14 protein-coding genes are annotated in these 16,499 nt (G+C 72.0%); 10 read left to right on the top strand and 4 right to left on the bottom strand.

The genetic code is table 11. The features are described from left to right. Nucleotides 1–54 precede the first annotated feature (54 nt). Together E2C05_RS18750 and E2C05_RS18745 are read right to left on the bottom strand one after the other, a co-directional pair. Nucleotides 55–1,014: a respiratory chain complex I subunit 1 family protein gene (locus E2C05_RS18750; protein ID WP_133221177.1), complete on the bottom strand. Its 960-nt coding sequence runs from the start codon at nt 1,012–1,014 to the stop codon at nt 55–57. Between the two features lies 1 nt (nt 1,015). Beyond that, nucleotides 1,016–3,031 carry a proton-conducting transporter transmembrane domain-containing protein gene (locus E2C05_RS18745; protein ID WP_133221176.1) on the bottom strand — a complete coding sequence of 672 codons (2,016 nt, stop codon included), beginning with the start codon at nt 3,029–3,031 and terminating at the stop codon, nt 1,016–1,018. Between the two features lie 177 nt (nt 3,032–3,208). Here E2C05_RS18745 and E2C05_RS18740 point away from each other — a divergent pair, with 177 nt between their 5' ends. The 3 genes from E2C05_RS18740 to E2C05_RS18730 all read left to right on the top strand — a co-directional run bounded on the left by E2C05_RS18740 (nt 3,209) and on the right by E2C05_RS18730 (nt 6,363). Next, complete coding sequence (locus tag E2C05_RS18740; protein WP_133221175.1) at nt 3,209–4,309, top strand: TRAP transporter substrate-binding protein; 1,101 nt, start codon at nt 3,209–3,211, stop codon at nt 4,307–4,309. Nucleotides 4,310–4,374: 65 nt separating this feature from the next. Next, the gene (locus E2C05_RS18735) at nt 4,375–4,923 is read left to right on the top strand and encodes a TRAP transporter small permease subunit (RefSeq protein ID WP_133221174.1); all 549 of its coding nucleotides are present in this window, start codon (nt 4,375–4,377) and stop codon (nt 4,921–4,923) included. 24 nt (nt 4,924–4,947) lie between these two features. Beyond that, on the top strand, nt 4,948–6,363 hold the full coding sequence (locus tag E2C05_RS18730) for a TRAP transporter large permease (RefSeq protein WP_200305439.1): 1,416 nt from the start codon (nt 4,948–4,950) through the stop codon (nt 6,361–6,363). Between the two features lie 145 nt (nt 6,364–6,508). On the opposite strand, the gene E2C05_RS18725 is transcribed toward E2C05_RS18730, so the two are convergent. Together E2C05_RS18725 and E2C05_RS18720 are read right to left on the bottom strand one after the other, a co-directional pair. Beyond that, entirely contained in the window at nt 6,509–8,155 is a 1,647-nt protein-coding gene (locus E2C05_RS18725; protein ID WP_133221173.1) for a M28 family metallopeptidase, read from the bottom strand. Nucleotides 8,156–8,289: 134 nt separating this feature from the next. Then, nucleotides 8,290–9,306 (bottom strand): ketopantoate reductase family protein, encoded by a 1,017-nt coding sequence (locus tag E2C05_RS18720; RefSeq protein WP_133221172.1) that lies wholly within the window; start codon nt 9,304–9,306, stop codon nt 8,290–8,292. A gap of 63 nt (nt 9,307–9,369) precedes the next feature. Between E2C05_RS18720 and E2C05_RS18715 the strand changes: the two genes are divergently transcribed. From E2C05_RS18715 to E2C05_RS18685, 7 genes are read left to right on the top strand one after another with little or no spacing between them, the layout of a single operon-like run. Continuing rightward, nucleotides 9,370–10,152 carry an SDR family NAD(P)-dependent oxidoreductase gene (locus E2C05_RS18715; protein ID WP_240046784.1) on the top strand — a complete coding sequence of 261 codons (783 nt, stop codon included), beginning with the start codon at nt 9,370–9,372 and terminating at the stop codon, nt 10,150–10,152. 11 nt (nt 10,153–10,163) lie between these two features. Beyond that, complete coding sequence (locus tag E2C05_RS18710) at nt 10,164–11,153, top strand: Bug family tripartite tricarboxylate transporter substrate binding protein (RefSeq protein WP_133221171.1); 990 nt, start codon at nt 10,164–10,166, stop codon at nt 11,151–11,153. A 12-nt stretch (nt 11,154–11,165) separates the two neighbouring features. Then, nucleotides 11,166–12,392 carry a metal-dependent hydrolase family protein gene (locus tag E2C05_RS18705; protein WP_133221170.1) on the top strand — a complete coding sequence of 409 codons (1,227 nt, stop codon included), beginning with the start codon at nt 11,166–11,168 and terminating at the stop codon, nt 12,390–12,392. Beyond that, nucleotides 12,392–13,204: an ABC transporter permease gene (locus tag E2C05_RS18700; RefSeq protein WP_200305441.1), complete on the top strand. Its 813-nt coding sequence runs from the start codon at nt 12,392–12,394 to the stop codon at nt 13,202–13,204. The genes E2C05_RS18705 and E2C05_RS18700 overlap by 1 nt, the downstream gene beginning before the upstream one ends. Then, entirely contained in the window at nt 13,204–14,256 is a 1,053-nt protein-coding gene (locus tag E2C05_RS18695; protein ID WP_133221169.1) for an ABC transporter ATP-binding protein, read from the top strand. The genes E2C05_RS18700 and E2C05_RS18695 overlap by 1 nt, the downstream gene beginning before the upstream one ends. Nucleotides 14,257–14,279: 23 nt before the next feature. Then, nucleotides 14,280–15,308 (top strand): ABC transporter substrate-binding protein, encoded by a 1,029-nt coding sequence (locus tag E2C05_RS18690; RefSeq protein WP_133221168.1) that lies wholly within the window; start codon nt 14,280–14,282, stop codon nt 15,306–15,308. Between the two features lie 10 nt (nt 15,309–15,318). Further along, on the top strand, nt 15,319–16,152 hold the full coding sequence (locus E2C05_RS18685) for an ABC transporter permease (protein WP_200305443.1): 834 nt from the start codon (nt 15,319–15,321) through the stop codon (nt 16,150–16,152). Nucleotides 16,153–16,499 lie beyond the last annotated feature (347 nt).

Raw genomic sequence — 16,499 nt, 5'->3', positions numbered from 1 at the left:
CGGCGGCGCGCCCGGACGCCTGCGGCGGCTGCGGGCGATGCCTGTCGCGCCGCATCACGCCAGCCCCGTCGAGACGAAGAGCAGCGCCGCCGCCAGCAGCGCCAGCAGCAGCGCGGCGCCGAGGAATTCCGGCACGCGGAACACCCGCATCTTGGCGATCGCGCTCTCGAAGGCCGCCAGCGCCAGGCACAGCGCGCCCATCTTCGCCGCCCAGGCCAGCAGCCCGCCCGCCCAGGCCAGCGGCCCGCTGCCTGCCGGCGCGGCGCCGAAGGGCACGAAGACCGCCGCGACCAGCGCCAGCCACAGGGTCAGCCGCAGCGCCGCGCCATACTCCCACAGCGCCAGGTGGCGGCCGCTGCTCTCCAGCAGCATCGCCTCGTGCACCATGGTCAGTTCCAGGTGGGTCGCCGGGTTGTCCACCGGGATGCGGGCATTCTCGGCGACCGCCACCGCCAGCATCGCCACGGCGGCGAGGCCGAGCGAGACGCGCAGGCCCAGCGCCCCGTCGCGGAAGGTGGCCGCGATGGCGTCCAGGTTGGTGGTGCCCGCCAGGATGGCGAAGGTCAGCACGCAGAGGAGCAGGGCCGGCTCGGCAAAGGCGGAAAAGCTCATCTCCCGCGCCGCGCCCAGGCCGCCGAAGGCGGTGCCGACATCCATGCCCGCCAGGGCCAGCGCCACCCGCGCCAGCGCCAGCAGCCCGGCCAGCAGGATCAGGTCCGACAGCGGCGCCAGCGCCATGCCGCGGGCGAAGCTGGGCACCAGCGCCGCCGCCACCACGCAGGCGGCGAAGGCGGCATAGGGCGCCGCCTCCGACACCAGGGACGCGTTGTCGGCCAGCACCGGCCGCTTGCGCAGCAGCTTGTCCAGGTCCCGGTAGGGCTGCAGGGGGGAGGCGCCGCGCCGCCCCAGCATCCGCGCCTTCAGCCAGCGCCCGGCGCCCACCACCAGCGGCGCCGCCGCCAGCATCAGCGCAAGATGCAGCAACTGGGTCACCACGGCGCCGAGGGCCTGCATCTCAGCGGCGCTCCAGCCAGGCGAGCAGGGCCAGCAGCCCGACCAGCGTGCCGAAGCCGAGCGACAGCAGGTGACGGATGGTCAGGTCCCGCAGCCGCTCCGCCGTCGCGGCGATGCGGTCGCGCAGGGCGGCCGCCGGCGCGACGACCAGCGCCAGGGACGGATCCTCGAAGCCCGAGTCGTAGCGGCCGGCGCGGGTTTCGCCCGGGCGGGGCATGTCCAGGCTTTCCCGTGCCCGCAGCAGCGGCTCCCCCAGCATGCGCCGCAGCGGCTGGGCGATGCCGGCGGCGCCGGGCTGGGTCAGCGGGTCGCCGAAGGGCAGGTGCGGCGGCGGGTCGATGAAGCCGCAATTCCACGCCGGGCCGCGCGCCGCCGCCAGCGGCGACCGGCGCCGCACCAGCCACCAGCCGCCGCCCAGCGCCAGGGCCAGCAGCGCCAGCACGCCGACCGGCAACAGGCCCGCCGCACCCTCCCCCGCCGACAGCCACAGCCCGGCCGGCGCCGGCGCGGCGCCCGGCACCAGCAGGCGCACCGCCGGGGCGGCCAGGGCCAGCAGCAGGCCGGGGACCAGGCCGAAGGCCAGCGTCAGCCCGGCCGGCAGCAGCAGCGCCGCGCGCTCGAGGCGGGAGACCTCGTGCGCCCCCGCCCCGCGCGGGCTGCGCGGCCGCCCCAGGAAGACCAGGCCGAACAGCCGCACCATGGCCGCCGCGGCCAGCGCCGCCGCCATGGCGGCCAGCGCCGCGGCCGCGGCGGCCAGGACCTGGAAGCCGATCTCGCTGACCCGCCAGCCCGCCAGCAGCGCCTGCAGCAGCAGCCATTCCGAGGCGAAGCCGGACAGCGGCGGCAGCGATGCCGCCGCCGCCGCCCCGACCAGGGCGCAGGCGGCGGTCACCGGCATGGCGTGCACCAGCCCGCCCAGCCGGTCCAGCCGCCGGCTGCCGGCGCTGTGCGCGACCGCCCCGGCCGCCAGGAACAGCAGGGTCTTGAACAGGCCGTGGTTCAGCGCGTGCAGCAGCGCCGCGCCGGCGGCCAGCGCCGCCAGCGGCGCCAGGTCCGCCCCGCGGAAGGCGAGCGCGAGGCCGAGGCCGAGCGTGATGAAGCCGACATTCTCGATGGTGGAGCAGGCTAGCAGGGTCTTGCTGTCCTCCTCGAGATTCGCCCGCAGCGCGCCGAGCAGCGCCGAGGCGGCGCCCACGACCAGCAGCGGCACCCCCCACCAGGAAGGCTGCGCCGGCCCGCAGAGATCGAGCAGCAGCCGCGCCAGGACATAGAGCGCGACCTTGGTCATCGCCCCGGACATCAGCGCCGAGACATGGCTGGGCGCCGCCGGATGCGCCAAGGGCAGCCAGGCATGCAGCGGCACGAGCCCGGCCTTGGCCCCGGCGCCGGCGAGGCCGAGGGCGAGGACGGCGGCGGCCCGCCAGCCTTCCGGCGGCGCGGCGCGCATCGCCTCGAAGGTGATGGCCCCGGCGCCGCCGGCCAGCAGGCCGAAGGCCGGGATCAGGCAGGCCGCCGCCAGCACCGCGAACATCAGGTAGAGCCGGGCCGCCGCCCGGTTCTCCGCCCGCTGGTGCTCCGCCGCCACCAGCGCCCAGGAGGCGAGGGACATCAGCTCGAAGCCCAGCAGCAGCAGGAAGGCGTCGGTCGCCGCCAGGGTCAGCGCCATGCCGGCGAGGAACAGCGGATAGGGCGGCAGCGTCCGCGCGGGCAGGGCCGGGTGGCCGAGGGCGAACAGGGACGCGCAGGCGGCGGCGAGGCCGAGCAGCAGCAGGAACCAGGCGGAAAGCCCGTCCAGCCCGATGCGGGCCGGGGCCCAGGGCGGGCCGACCGGCAGGGTGAGCGGTTCCGCGGGCGGGCCGGCCAGCAGCGCGGCCAGGGCGATGGCGGCGAGGCCGGCCGCCAGGACCAGGCAGCCGCCATGGACGACATGCCCCGCCCGGGGATGCCGGCCCAGCGGCACCGCGGCGGCGGCGAGCAGGACCAGGGCCCCGAGGCAGAGGGCAAGCGCCGTCAGCACGGGCGCGGAGGGCGGGGTGTCACGCGCCCCAGTGTAACCACCCGGGCCTGTGGCTGCGAAGGGGGCACCGGCCGGCATCGTGACGGAAACACACCCTTAACAAGCTTGCCGCACCCGATTAGAAGCCGCGCGGCCCCTGCCCGCGGTGGGGCCCAACGGGCGGAGGCTGCACCAGCTATGGATCGTCGAGGATTTGTCGCCGGCGGCGCACTTGCCGGCACGGTCGCCCTGGCGGCGCCCGCCCTGGCGCAGGGCATGCCGGAGGTGCGGTGGCGCTGCGCCTCCTCCTTCCCCAAGTCGCTGGATACGATCTACGGCGCCGGGGACCATGTGGCGAAGCGCGTCGCCGCGCTGACCGAAGGGCGCTTCCAGATCCGCATGTTCGCCGCCGGCGAACTGGTGCCGGGCCTGGCGGTGGCCGATGCGGTGCAGGCCGGCACCGTCGAATGCGCCCATACCGCGAGCTACTACTTCGTCGGCAAGGACCCGACCTTCGCCTTCGACGGCGCCATGCCCTTCGGCTTCAACATGCGGCAGATGAATGCCTGGCTGCAGGCCGGCGGCGGGCGGGACCTGCTGCGGGACTTCTTCGCCGGCTACAACCTGGTGTCGCTGCCGGCCGGCAACACCGGCGCCCAGATGGGCGGCTGGTTCCGCAAGGAGGTCCGCACGCCGGACGACCTGAAGGGGCTGAAATTCCGCATCGGCGGCTTCGCCGGCAACGTCCTGCAGAAGCTGGGCGTGGTGCCGCAGCAGATCGCCGGCGGCGACATCTACCCGAGCCTGGAGAAGGGCACGATCGATGCCGCAGAATGGGTCGGCCCCTATGACGACGAGAAGCTGGGGCTGAACCGCGTCGCCCCCTTCTACTACTATCCCGGCTGGTGGGAGGGGTCGCTCAACCTCTCCTTCTACGTCTCGAAGCCGCAGTGGGATGCGCTGCCGCCGCTGTACAAGGAGGTGCTGGAGAGCGCCTGCCGCGACAGCACGGTCGAGACCATGGCGAAGTACGATGTGCAGAACCCGCAGGCGCTGCGCCGCATGGTTGCCGCCGGCAGCCAGTTGCGCGCCTTCCCGCGGGAGGTTCTGCAGGCCTGCTATCGCGCCGCCTTCGAGTTGTATGACGAGACCGCGGCCCGCAACCCGAACTTCAAGCGGGTATACGAACCCTGGAAGGCGTTCCGCGAGACCCAGTATCAGTGGTTCCGGGTGGCGGAGAACACCTTCGACAACTTCAGTTATTTCATGCACGCTCAGGAACAGCAGCAGCGCCGCTGAGACGGCGCCACAAGCATCTGGCGCCCCCTGCGGAACGGGGGGCGCGAGGGAGGAAACACGCGCCCATGGGTCCCCTGCTCGCCTTCAGCCGCGGCGTGGACAAGCTGAACGCCGCCGTCGGCTACCTGGCCAACTGGGCGGTGTTCCTGTCCTGCGCGATCAGCGCCGGCAACGCGTTCATCCGCTACGGCCTGTCCTACTCCTCCAACGCCTGGCTGGAGGTGCAGTGGTACCTGTTCGGCGCCACGGTCATGCTCGGCGCCTCCTACACCCTGTTCAAGAACGAGCATGTGCGGGTGGACATCCTCTATGCCAGCGTGTCGGTCCGCACGCGGCTCTGGATCGACGTGCTGGGCTTCATCTTCTTCCTGCTGCCGGCCACCATCCTGCTGGCCTGGATGACCTGGCCCTTCTTCCTCGACAGCTTCATCCGCAACGAGGGCAGCCCGAATGCCGGCGGCCTGCTGCGCTGGCCGGTGAAGATCCTGATGCCGATCGGCTTCTTCCTGCTGACGCTGCAGGGCCTGTCCGAGCTCATCAAGCGCGTCGCCCTGCTGCGCGGCCTGCAGCCGGATGCCGAGGTGGTGGTCGAATACCACCGCCCCGAACAATAACCCGCACGGCAGGATCCGCCCACCATGGTCATCGACATGGACGTGATGGCGCCGCTGATGTTCGGCGGCCTCATCGTCTTCCTTATCCTCGGCTTCCCGGTCGCCTTCAGCCTGTCCGCGGTCGGCCTGTTCTTCGGCTTCCTGTCGATCGAACTGGGCTTCTTCGGGCCGCAATACCTGGGCAACCTGCCGCTGCGGGTGTTCGGCATCCTGGCCAACGACCTGCTGCTGGCCATTCCGTTCTTCACCCTGATGGGCGCCATCCTGGAACGATGCGGGCTGGCGGAGGACCTGCTTGAAGGCACCGGCCAGCTCTTCGGCAAGGTGCCGGGCGGGCTGGCCTATGCGGTCATCCTGGTGGGCGCCGTGCTGGGCGCCATCACCGGCACGGTGGCCGCCAGCGTCATCGCCATGGGCATGATCAGCCTGCCGATCATGATGCGCTACGGCTACGACATGCGCATCGCCACCGGCGTCATCGCGGCCAGCGGCACCATCACCCAGGTGATCCCGCCGAGCCTGGTGCTGATCGTGCTCGGCGACCAGCTCGGCAAGTCGGTCGGCGACATGTATGCCGGCGCCATCGGCCCCAGCATCCTGCAGGTGCTGCTGTTCATCGCCTTCATCGCCGCCGTCTCCATCTTCGCGCCGCACAAGGTCCCGCCCCTGCCGGACGAGGCGCTGACGATGCGCGGCTGGCCGCTGATCTGGCGGGTGATGAAGGGCATGGTGCCCTCCGTCGTGCTGATCTTCCTGGTGCTGGGCACCATCTTCCTGGGCCTGGCGACGCCGACCGAGGCGGGCGCGATGGGCGCCGTCGGCGCCGGCGTGCTGGCCTGGATGAACGGCCGCTTCACCTGGGACCTGATCTGGCAGGCGACGCAGAACACCGCCCGCATCACCGCCATGGTGATCTTCATCCTGATCGGCGCCACCGTGTTCAGCCTGGTGTTCCAGGGAGTGGACGGCGCCATCTGGATCGAGCACCTGCTGGCCAAGCTGCCGGGCGGCCAGGTGGGCTTCCTGATCTTCAGCCAGGTCTTCATCTTCTTCCTGGCCTTCTTCCTCGACTTCTTCGAGATCGCCTTCATCATCATCCCGCTGCTGGCACCGGTGGCGGCCAAGCTGGGCATCGACCTGGTGTGGTTCGGCGTGCTGGTCTGCGTGAACATGCAGACCAGCTTCATGCACCCGCCCTTCGGCTTCGCGCTGTTCTACCTGCGCGGCATCGCCCCGCCGACGGTCAAGAGCAGCGACATCTACTGGGGCGCCGTCCCCTGGGTGGGGCTGCAGCTGATCCTGGTGGCGATCGTGATCTTCTGGCCGGAAAGCGTCACCTACTGGATCGACAAGGGGACCGGCGTGGACCCGAGCACGGTGAAGATCGAGGTGCCGCTGCCGGACCTGCCGGAAGACGACGCGCCGCCGGTGTTCCGCTGACCCGGGGAGGGCGCTGCCCTCCCCCCGGACCCCGCCTGCCAAGGGCCGAAGGGCCCTTGGAACCCTTGGGTTCGGGCAATCCAGGTCCTGCATCCGGGGCCGCGGTCGCGGTGAAGCAAGGCGCCGCGAATGCGCCGGCCCGTCATCAGCCCGCCCGCAACGCCTCCACCGCCTGGCCCAGCGCGGAGACAAGCCGGTTGCGGGCCCGCCGCGCCGCCACTGCCGCCGGCAGGACGGCGTCGCCCGTCGCCGCGGCCAGCGCGCGCAGCGGGTCCAGCACCGGCCAGGGCGGCATGGGCAGGGCCGGGTCATGCGCGAAGCGGTCGCCGGTCGTGTAGTCCAGCGGCACCAGCGCGCGGCAGGCCCGCATCAGCGCGGCATCGGAATGCGCTTCCGGCACGGCCGCCCGCAGCGCGGCGACCAGCGCCAGCACGCCATCCAGCGGCACGCCGCGCGCGGTGCAGGGCGCGGCCAGCGGCGCCAGTTCGGCCGCCAGCGCCTCCGCCGGCGCGGCATGGTCCAGCGGCAGCCGCGCATCCTCCAGCAGCCGCGCGATCGCATGCACATAGACCCGCGTGTCGCGCGCCAGGTTGGCGGGGTCGATCTTGTCCAGCAGGTCGTCCGGCGTGTGCCACCACCAGCCCAGGCTGTTGCGCATCTTCACCGTGCCGGGCGCCTGCTCGCTGAGCATGGCAAACAGGGAAGGGATGCCGATCCCCCAGAAGGACTGGTCGGAGTTGCGTGCCATCCGCCGCCCGGCGAGGTCCGCGCCGGTCTCGGCCTGCATCGCCTCGGCCGCGAAGGCGCGCAACTCGGCGCTGCTCGGAGCCTGCGACAGCACCGTCGCGCCGACGCCGCCCGTCGAGTCCACGTTCACATGCACGGCGCAGCGCCGGTCCAACTCGGCGAAATGCTCGTCGGCATACCAGGCTGAGCCGGAATAGCGGCCATGCGAATGGCCGGACCAGAAGCACAGCCGCAGGCCGCGCTTCCATTCGGCGTGGCGCGTGGCGCAGAGCCGCGCCACCTCCAGCATGGTGGCGTTGGCGGCGCCATTGTCCATGACGCCGTAGTACCAGGTGTCGTGATGGCCGGAGAACAGGATGAAGGGTGCCTCCGGCGCGGCGCTGGGCGCCTCCATCTCCGCCACCAAAATCGGCGTGCGGCGCCAGCCGGTGTCCACCTCCGCGTGCAGCGCCACCCGCGGCGCCTCGCCGCGCGCCAGCCTGTCCCGCAGCGCGGTGCCGTCGGCGTGGGAGATGGTGCAGGCGACGGTGCGCGGCAGCGACGCCATGGTCGCCGTGCAGGGGCTGCCCCAGACCGGGGAGATGCACATCTCGTGCAGATGCTCATGCGGGCTGACATGCAGCTGCCCCGCGGCGCCGGCTGCCGCGGCGCGGGTGGCGGCGGCCGGGCTGGCGATGCCGTCCAGCAGCAGGATGCAGCCGCGCAGGTCGCCGGCGCGGGCGAAATCGGCCTCGCCGCCCTCGCCCAGGTCCACCACCTGTCCCACCAGCCCGCCGGGCGGGGAGGGCAGGGACATGGAATGCGTCAGCGCCTTCAGCGCCGCATTGTCCACGGTGACGCGCGCCGCGCCGGGCAGGCTGACATAGGCGTCGTGCTCGTGCCAGGTGGTGCGGTAGCCGATGCCGTCCAGCAGGCCGCGGATATGGCGCAGGCTCTCCGCCTCCTCCGGCGTGCCGCTCAGCTTCTGCCAGCGCGCGAGCGCTGCCAGGTCCTGCATCATCCGCCCGGCATCCACCTGGGCGGCGAGCGTCGAGGCCTGCGTCATGCCATGCTCTCCCCTGCTGGTGTCCTGCCCGCGCAGGTCGCAGCCCCCGGCTGCGAACGGAACGGTCAAGCGGCCACCGAAAGCCAAAGCTGGTGGAACGCGCCGGACGGAGCCGCCGGCGGCGCGGTTCGGCGTCAGGCCACCAGCGCGTCGAGCTGTTCGATCAGCCCCTGGCCGATCACCGCTTTCCCGTCCTGCACCGCCTCCACCAGCGCGACCAGCCGGTCCGCCAGCGGCGTGGCGATGCCTTGCCGGCGCGCCGCCGCCCGCACCGGCGCGAGCTGCGCGGAGACATCGGTCGGGCGCTTGCGCACCGCGAGGTCCCGCCAGATGCCGCTATGCGACTTGGCCGAGGCACGGTTGTAGGCCTCCAGCCGATCGAGGCTCGCCGCCATCCCGGCCGCGTCGTTGCGGGCGAAGGCCGCGGGGTCGAAGCCGTCGAAGCCGATGGGCGTCACCCCTTCCGCCGCCGCGATGCGCAGGATCTCCCGCGCCAGGGCGATGACCAGCGGCCTGCGCGCCGGGCTGGCGATGAAATCCGCGATGGAATCGTTGGTCAGCGCCGAGGCCTTCAGGATGGCGCCATAGGCCGCCTTGCCCCAGAGATAGCCGAAGACATTGTCGCTCAACACCGCATCCGGCTCGAATTCCAGCAGCATGGCGTGCAGCGCGGCGATCCGCGGCGTGCGCGCCCCGTCGAGTTCCCCCACCACCACGGCGCCACGGTTGCCGAACATGATCCGGCCCGGCGCGTGGTAGTCGGCGCCGAAATTGACGAAGGCGCCGATGGTGCGGCCGCGACCGGCCCGCTCCGCGATGACAAGCTCGTTCAGTCCGTTCTGGCAGGAGACGACGGCGCCGTCCTCCGCCAGGTGCGGCGCCAGCGCCTGCATCGCGGCCTCGGTGTGGTGCGCCTTCACCGCCAGCAGCACCAGGCGGTGGCGGCCCCGCACCGCCTCCGGCGTCACCGCCCGGGCCGGCACGCTGAACTGGGCGACCGGGCCCTCGATCGTCAGGCCCCGATCGTTCATGGCGGCGACATGCTCCGCCACCATGTCCACGAACAGGACGGGGTGGCCGGCGCGGGCGAGATGCGCGCCGATGGTGCCGCCGATCGCGCCCGCGCCCCAGATCACCACCGGCTCGTCCATCGCCCGTCCCCTCCGCGCCGCCGGCCAGATTGCCACCCGGGCGGGCGGGTGCAAACATCGCCCGTGCTGCGGAGCACCCTCGCCATGGACCTGGACTTTGCCGGCCGGACCGTCCTCGTCACCGGCGCCGCCACCGGCTTCGGCCGCGCCATTGCCCGCAGCTTCGCCGCCCGCGGTGCCCACGTCTTCGCCGGCGACCAGGACTGGCCGGGGCTGGAGGAGACCGCGGCCGGCCATCCGCATATCGCCTGCCACCGCCTGGACCTGACGGAGCGGGAGGCGGTGGGCGACTGGGTCGCGGGGATCGAGCGCGAGACCGGCGACGCCATCCATGTGCTGGTGAACAATGCCGGCGGCGTGCTGGGGCGCCGCTTCCACCCGGTGGAGGAGGTGACCTTCGAGGACTGGGATGCCGTCCTCGCGGTCAACCTCTCGGCCGGCTTCACCGTGGTGCGCGCCGCGGCGGCGGCGATGAAGCGGGCGCGGCGCGGGCGCATCGTCAACATCAGTTCCGGCGCCGGGCTGCGCGCCTCCCGCACCGGGATCCAGGCCTATGCCAGCGCCAAGCATGCCATGGTCGGGCTGACGCGCCAGCTTGCGCAGGAATTCGGCCCCTACGGCGTCACGGTGAATGCGGTGGCGCCCGGCCTGTTCCCCGTCTCCCCCGGCACGACCGCGCAATGGGAGAGCTACGGGAAGGACGGCCAGGCCCGCGTGATCGAGGGCATCGCGCTGCGCCGCATCGGGGAGGCGGAGGACATCGCCCATGCCGTCCTGTTCTTCGCCTCCGACCTCGCCGCCTATGTCACCGGGCAGGTGCTGCCGGTGAATGGCGGGTCCTTCTGAAGGGTGCCTGCATGACCACGCGTCGTTCGCTGCTCGCCGCCCCGCTGCTGGCCGCGCCCCTGGTCGCCCCCCTGGTCGCGCGCGCGCAGACCGGCCCCTGGCCGAACCGGCCGGTCAAGGTGGTGGTGCCCTTCGCCACCGGCGGCGGCACGGACATCACCATGCGCCTGCTGGCGCCGAAGCTATCAGACATCCTCGGCCAGCCCATCGTCATCGAGAACCGGCCGGGCGGCGGCAGCACCGTCGGAACCGATTTCGTCGCGAAGTCCGTGCCGGATGGCTACACCTTCGTGCTCGCCACGCTGTCCTCCACCGGGATCGCTGCCGGGCTCTATGCCAACCTGCCCTACGATCCGGCGAAGGACCTGGTGGCGGTGGCGCCTACGGTGTTCATCCCCACCAGCCTCGCCATCACCGCCCGCGGCTGGGATGTGCGGACGCTGGATGCCTTCGTCGCGGCGCTGAAGGCCCGGCCCGGCGCGCTGTCCTATGGCAGCAGCGGCATCGGCACCACCGGCCACATCGCCAGCGCCAATTTCCTGCGCCATGTCGACGCCCGGGCGGAGCATGTGCCCTATCGCGGCGGCGGGCAGAGCTTCGCCGCGTTGATCGCCGGCGAGGTGCAGTTCACCCACGACATCCCCGCCCTGCTGCGCCCCTTCCACGAGGCGGGGACGGCCCGCATCCTCTTCGTCAACCAGCCGGCCCGCTGGCACATGCTGCCGGACGTGCCGACGGCGCAGCAGGTCGGCCTGCCGGACTACAAGGCCTATTCCTGGTACGGCCTCTTCGGCCCCGCGGGCGTGCCGCGCCCGATCGTGGAACGGCTTGCGGCGGCCGTGGACCAGGCGCTGGCCGATGCCGCCGTGGTCGCCCGGCTGGACGAGCTGAACACCCCCGGCATGCGCGGCTACACGCCGGACCGCTTCGCCGCCTATGTGCGGGACGAGATCGAGACCTGGGTGCCGCTGGTCCGTGCCTCAGGCGCCAGGGTCGAGTAAGGGACGCAGAGCATGAGCAGCATCTTCCTGGCCAATGCCCGCATCGTGGATGGCAGCGCACCCGAGCCCACGGCGCCGCAGGGCGTGGTGATCGAGGGCAACCGGATCCGGGAGGTCGGGCCGGGCGCCCGCGCGCCCGCCGGCGCGACCACCATCGACCTGTCCGGCAAGGTGCTGATGCCGGGCCTGATCGACTGCCATGTCCATGTCGTGGCGGTGGAGGCCAGCCTGGCCCGCAACGCGCTGCTGCCGGATGCGCTGGTCATGGCGCGGTCCATGAAGCTGATGGGCGAGATGCTGATGCGCGGCTTCACCACCGTGCGCGACGTGGGCGGCGCCGCCCATGCCCAGGTGGTGGCCTGGCAGGAAGGGCTGTATCGCGGCCCGCGCCTCGTCATCTCCGGCAAGGGGCTCTCGCAATCCGGCGGCCATTGCGACTTCCGCGGCCCCTTCGACGACACGCCGCCGCGCTTCAGCACGCGCCTCGGCTCGCTTGGAAGGCTGTGCGACGGCGTCGCCGAGATCCGCAAGGCGGCGCGGGAGGAGATCAAGGGCGGCGCCCGCTTCGTGAAGATCATGGCGAATGGCGGCGTCGCCTCCCCCACCGATCCCATCCATTTCCTCGGGTTTTCGCGGGAGGAGATCCTGGCGGTGGTGGAGGAGGCGCGGAATGCCGGCACCTATGTCGCGGCGCATCTCTACACCGATGAGGCGATCCGCCGCGCGGTGGAATGCGGCGTGCACTCGCTGGAGCATTGCAACCTGATCGAGGAGCCGACCGCCCGCCTGGCGGCCGAGCGCGGCTGCATCGCCTGTCCCACCCTGGTGACCTACGACGCCCTGTCGAAGGAGGGCGAGGCGCTGGGCATCGGGGCGGAATCGGTGGCCAAGGTGGATGATGTCCGCCTCGCCGGCATGGACAGCCTGCGGAAGATGAAGGCCGCCGGCCTGCCCATGGCCTTCGGCACCGACCTGCTGGGCCCCATGCACCGCCACCAGTCGGAGGAATTCGTCATCCGCGGCCGGGTGCTGCCGGCGCAGGAGGTGATCGCCACCGCCACCAGCGTCGCCGCGAAGCTCTGCCGCATGGAGGGCCAGATCGGCGCCGTGGCGCCCGGCGCCTTCGCCGACCTGATCGTGGTCGAGGGCGACCCGCTGCGCGACCTTTCGCTGCTCACCCATCAGGGCCGCCACATCCCGTTGATCATGCAGGATGGCGCCTGGGTGAAGGGCGCCTGATGCTCGACGGCCTGCGGTTGCGGCGGCTGGCGCTGCGCGGCGCGGCCGGCTTCGCCCTGGCCTTCATCCTGTTGCCGTTGCTGCTGGTGACGTGGCTGGCCTTCTTCCGGCAGGAAATCCCGGCCTTCCCGCCGCAGGGCTACACGCTGCACTGGTTCACCACCATCCCGGCGAACCGTGCCTTCGCCTCCGGCTTCTGGCTCAGCCTGCAGGTCAGCGTCGCCGCGACGACGCTCGGCCTGCTGCTGGCGGTGCCGGCGTCGCTGGCCCTGGCCCGCGCCGGCTTCCGGCTGCGCACGCCGCTGGCGACCTTGCTGACCCTGCCGCTGATCGTGCCGGGCGTGGTCTTCGGCGCCGCCTTCTATGTCGGCGAGATGGAGCTGGAGATCGCCACGGAATGGCCGCTGCTCGGCTCCGCCGCCGGCCTCGTCCTCGCGCATACGCTGCTGGTGGTGCCCTGGGCGATGCGGCTGGTCGGCGCCAGCCTGGCCACGCTGAACCCGGCGCTGGAGGAAGCCGCGCGCAACCTGGGCGCCACGCCCTTCACCGCCTTCCGCCGCGTGGTGCTGCCGGCCATCCGCCCCGGCGTCGTCGCCGGCGCGCTGTTCGGCTTCGTCACCTCCTTCGGCAATCTGGAAGCCAGCCTGTTCCTGGTCGGGCCCGGCCAGACCACCTTGCCCATCGCCATCCTGCAATACCTCGCCTGGAAGATCGACCCGACCGTCGCCGCCGTGTCCCTGCTGCAGATCCTGCTGCTGGGCACCGCCATGCTGGTGACGGACCGCTTCGTGAAGCTGTCGCAGGTGGTGTGATGGCGCGGCTGGAACTGGAAAGCCTCTCCCGCCACTACGGCGCGACCGTCGCCGTGCGGGATGTCACGCTGGACATCCCGGATGGCGAATTCCTGGTGCTGCTCGGCCCCTCCGGCTGCGGCAAGACCACCACCCTGCGCATGGTGGCGGGCTTCGTCGAGCCCAGCGGCGGAAGCATCCGCCTGCGGGGGGAGGACATCACCCGCCGCCCGCCCTGGCGGCGCAACACCGGCATGGTGTTCCAGAACTACGCGCTCTTCCCGCACATGACGGTGGCGGAGAATACCGGCTTCGGGCTGGAGATGCGGAAGGTCCCGAAGGCGGAGCGGGAGGCGCAGGCGCGCGAGGCGCTGCGCATGGTGCGGCTGGAGGCGCTGGCGGACCGCCTGCCCCGGCAGTTGTCGGGCGGGCAGCAGCAGCGCGTCGCGCTGGCCCGGGCGCTGGCCATCCGCCCCGACGTGCTGCTGCTGGACGAACCGCTGTCGAACCTCGACGCCAAATTGCGGGAGGAGGTGCGGATCGAGATCCGCGAATTGCAGCGCCGCCTGGGCCTGACGACCATCATGGTCACCCACGACCAGGAGGAGGCGCTGACCATGGCCGACCGCCTGGTGGTGATGGCGGAAGGCGCCATCCGCCAGGTCGGCACCCAGCGGGACCTGTACGAGCGCCCGGCCGACCGCTTCGTCGCCGGCTTCGTGGGCCGCAGCACCTTCCTCTCCGGCACGGTGGAAGCGCCGGGGCGTTTCCGCACCACGGGTGGCCTCGCCCTCGCCTGCGACCCGGGGGCGCCGCCCGGCCGCGCCGTGCTGGCCCTGCGGCCGGAGGCGATCGGGCTGGACCCGCCGCCGCATGCCGACAACCGCCTGGGCGGCGAGGTCGAGCTGCTGTCCTATCTCGGCCCGGTGCTGGAGATGCATGTGCGGCTCTCGCCCGAAGACCGGGTGGTCGTGCATTTGGCCAACCGGGCCGGGCTGGCGGCGCCGCGGATCGGCGACCGCGTCGCCCTGGGCTGGCCAGCCGGGGCCGGCATGGTGTTTGCTGAACCATAACCATTCCGCCGGAGGCCCCCCGCATGCGCCACCTCACCCGCCGCAATGCCCTGCTGGGCGCCGCCGGCCTGCCCCTGCTGGCGCGCGGCGCGGCCGCACAGCCCGCCGGCCGCGTCGTGGTCGGCACCTGGGGCGGCGACTATGCCCGCCTGCTGCGCAAGAATGTCGAGGAGCCCTTCCTCGTCTCGAAGGGGTTCGAGGTGGTCCAGGACCAGGCCGGCGACGCCCCGCGCCGCGCCAAGATGGTGGCGGAGCGGCGCCTGCCGCGCGGCACCGTGGACATCCAGGGCCTGTCGGCCGCCAACATCTACGAGATGGGCGAGGCCGGCGTGGCCGAGCCGATCGACTACGGCCGGCTGAAGAATGCCGCCAACCTGATCCCCGCCATGCGCTACCAGTTCGGCGTCGGGCACATCTATTCCGGCAAGGTCGTGCTGTTCAACCCGAAGCTGGTGGAGGCGCCGCGCGGCTTCCGCGACTGCCTGGACCCGAAGCACGGGTCGAAGATCGGCATCATCGACATCCAGTACCAGTTCGTCATGGTGGCGGCGGCGCTGGCGGCGGGCGGCAGCGTCTCCAACATCGAGCCAGGCAAGGCGCTGCTGCTGGAAGCCAAGAAGGCCGGTGCCCGCGTCTATCCCACCAACGAGGCCTTCGCCCAGGCGATGAAGACCGAGGAGATCGGCCTCGGCCTCATGTGGAAGGCGCGCGGCGTGCAGTGGCAGAATGCCGATATCCCGGTGCAGCTCGTGGCGCCGGTGGAAGGCATCCCGATGTATGTCTCGGGCTTCTCCATCCAGAGGAATGCGCCGAACAAGGCCGGCGCCTATGCCTACATGGATGCGATGCTGGAGAGGCAGGCGCAGGAAGCCTTCGCGGTCGACATGGGCTTCAACCCGACCGTGACCAATGCCGTGGTGGCGCCCGACCTGCAGGCCCGCATCGGCTTCACCGAGGCGGAGCGGGCGCGCCTCGTCGATCTCGACTACGCCTATCTCGCCAAGGAAAACTCGGCGATGAAGGAGTGGTGGGACAAGGTCTTCAAGGGATGAGGGCCAAGGGGTGAGAGCCGGCGCCCTCCTGCTGCCCGCGACCCTGGTGGTGGTCGCGGGCCTCCTCCTCCCGCTCCTCCTGCTCTTCCGCTACAGCCTGAATGCCTTCGTGCCCGGGCAGTTCATGGTCGAGGCGGTGACGGCCGCCAACTACGTCAAGTTCTTTACCGACCCCTTCTACCTGGCGGTGCTGTGGCGCACGCTGCGCGTGGCGGCGCTGGTGACGGTGATCTGCCTGATCCTCGGCTTCCCGCTGGCCTATGTGCTCGCGCGGACGCAGAGCCGCCACAAGAACCTGCTGATCATCGCGGTGGTGCTGCCGCTGTTCGTCGGCAATGCGGTGCGCGCCGCGGGCTGGATGGTGGCCTTCGGCGCCAAGGGGGCGGTGAATGCCTCGCTGCTCGGCCTCGGGCTGATCACGCGGCCGATCGACATCATGTACACCGAGACCGCGGTGGTCATCGGCATCGTCGCGGTGAACCTGCCCTTCATGGTGCTGAGCCTGCAGAGCGTGATCGAGGGCATCGACCGCGCGGTGGAGGAGGCCGCCTTCAACCTCGGCGCCCCGCCCGGCGCCATGCTGCGGCGCGTGCTGCTGCCGCTGGCCATGCCGGGCGTGCTGGCCGGGTCCATCCTCACCTTCATCCTCGGCATGAATGCCTATGCCACGCCGGTGCTGCTGGGCGGCCCGCGCTTCCAGACCATGGGGCCGCTGGTCTATGGCCAGTTCATCGAGCAGAACAACTGGCCCTTCGGCGGCGCCATCGCCTTCGTGCTGATGGCCGTCACCCTGCTGCTGACCACGCTGGCCAACCTCGTGGTGCAGCGCCGGATGCGGCGCTGAGCGGGTTTTGCCGCTCGTTAACGGTCTCCTGGCTAAAGCGGGGTAGCCGGGCGCGAATGCGCCGATGGCAGGACCAGGGCCATGGCCCCATGACCGGGGGCAGGATGCGCGCTGCGGCGAGCGCGGATCATCCCCCGGGCGCGGGGCCGAAGGCCTTCAACCAGGACCCGTAGGGGGCCGGGCAGGACGGGGCACGACACCCGCCGCGGCACGGCAACCGGGGGCGAGGCGCCGGGATGCAGAACCTGGAGGCGGCGCGCCGGAAGCGCTTCGATCGCATACGTGCCGCGGCGGATCTCGCGGCCTCCGCCGGGGCGGCCGCCGCGCCGCGCCGCGCCGCGCCGGTG

Origin of the sequence: Paracraurococcus ruber (assembly GCF_004353985.1) — a bacterium.
GTDB classification, from domain to species: Bacteria; Pseudomonadota; Alphaproteobacteria; order Acetobacterales; family Acetobacteraceae; genus Paracraurococcus; species Paracraurococcus ruber.
Note: the sequence above shows the minus strand (reverse complement) of the source record. Positions and strands in the feature narration are given on the sequence as shown.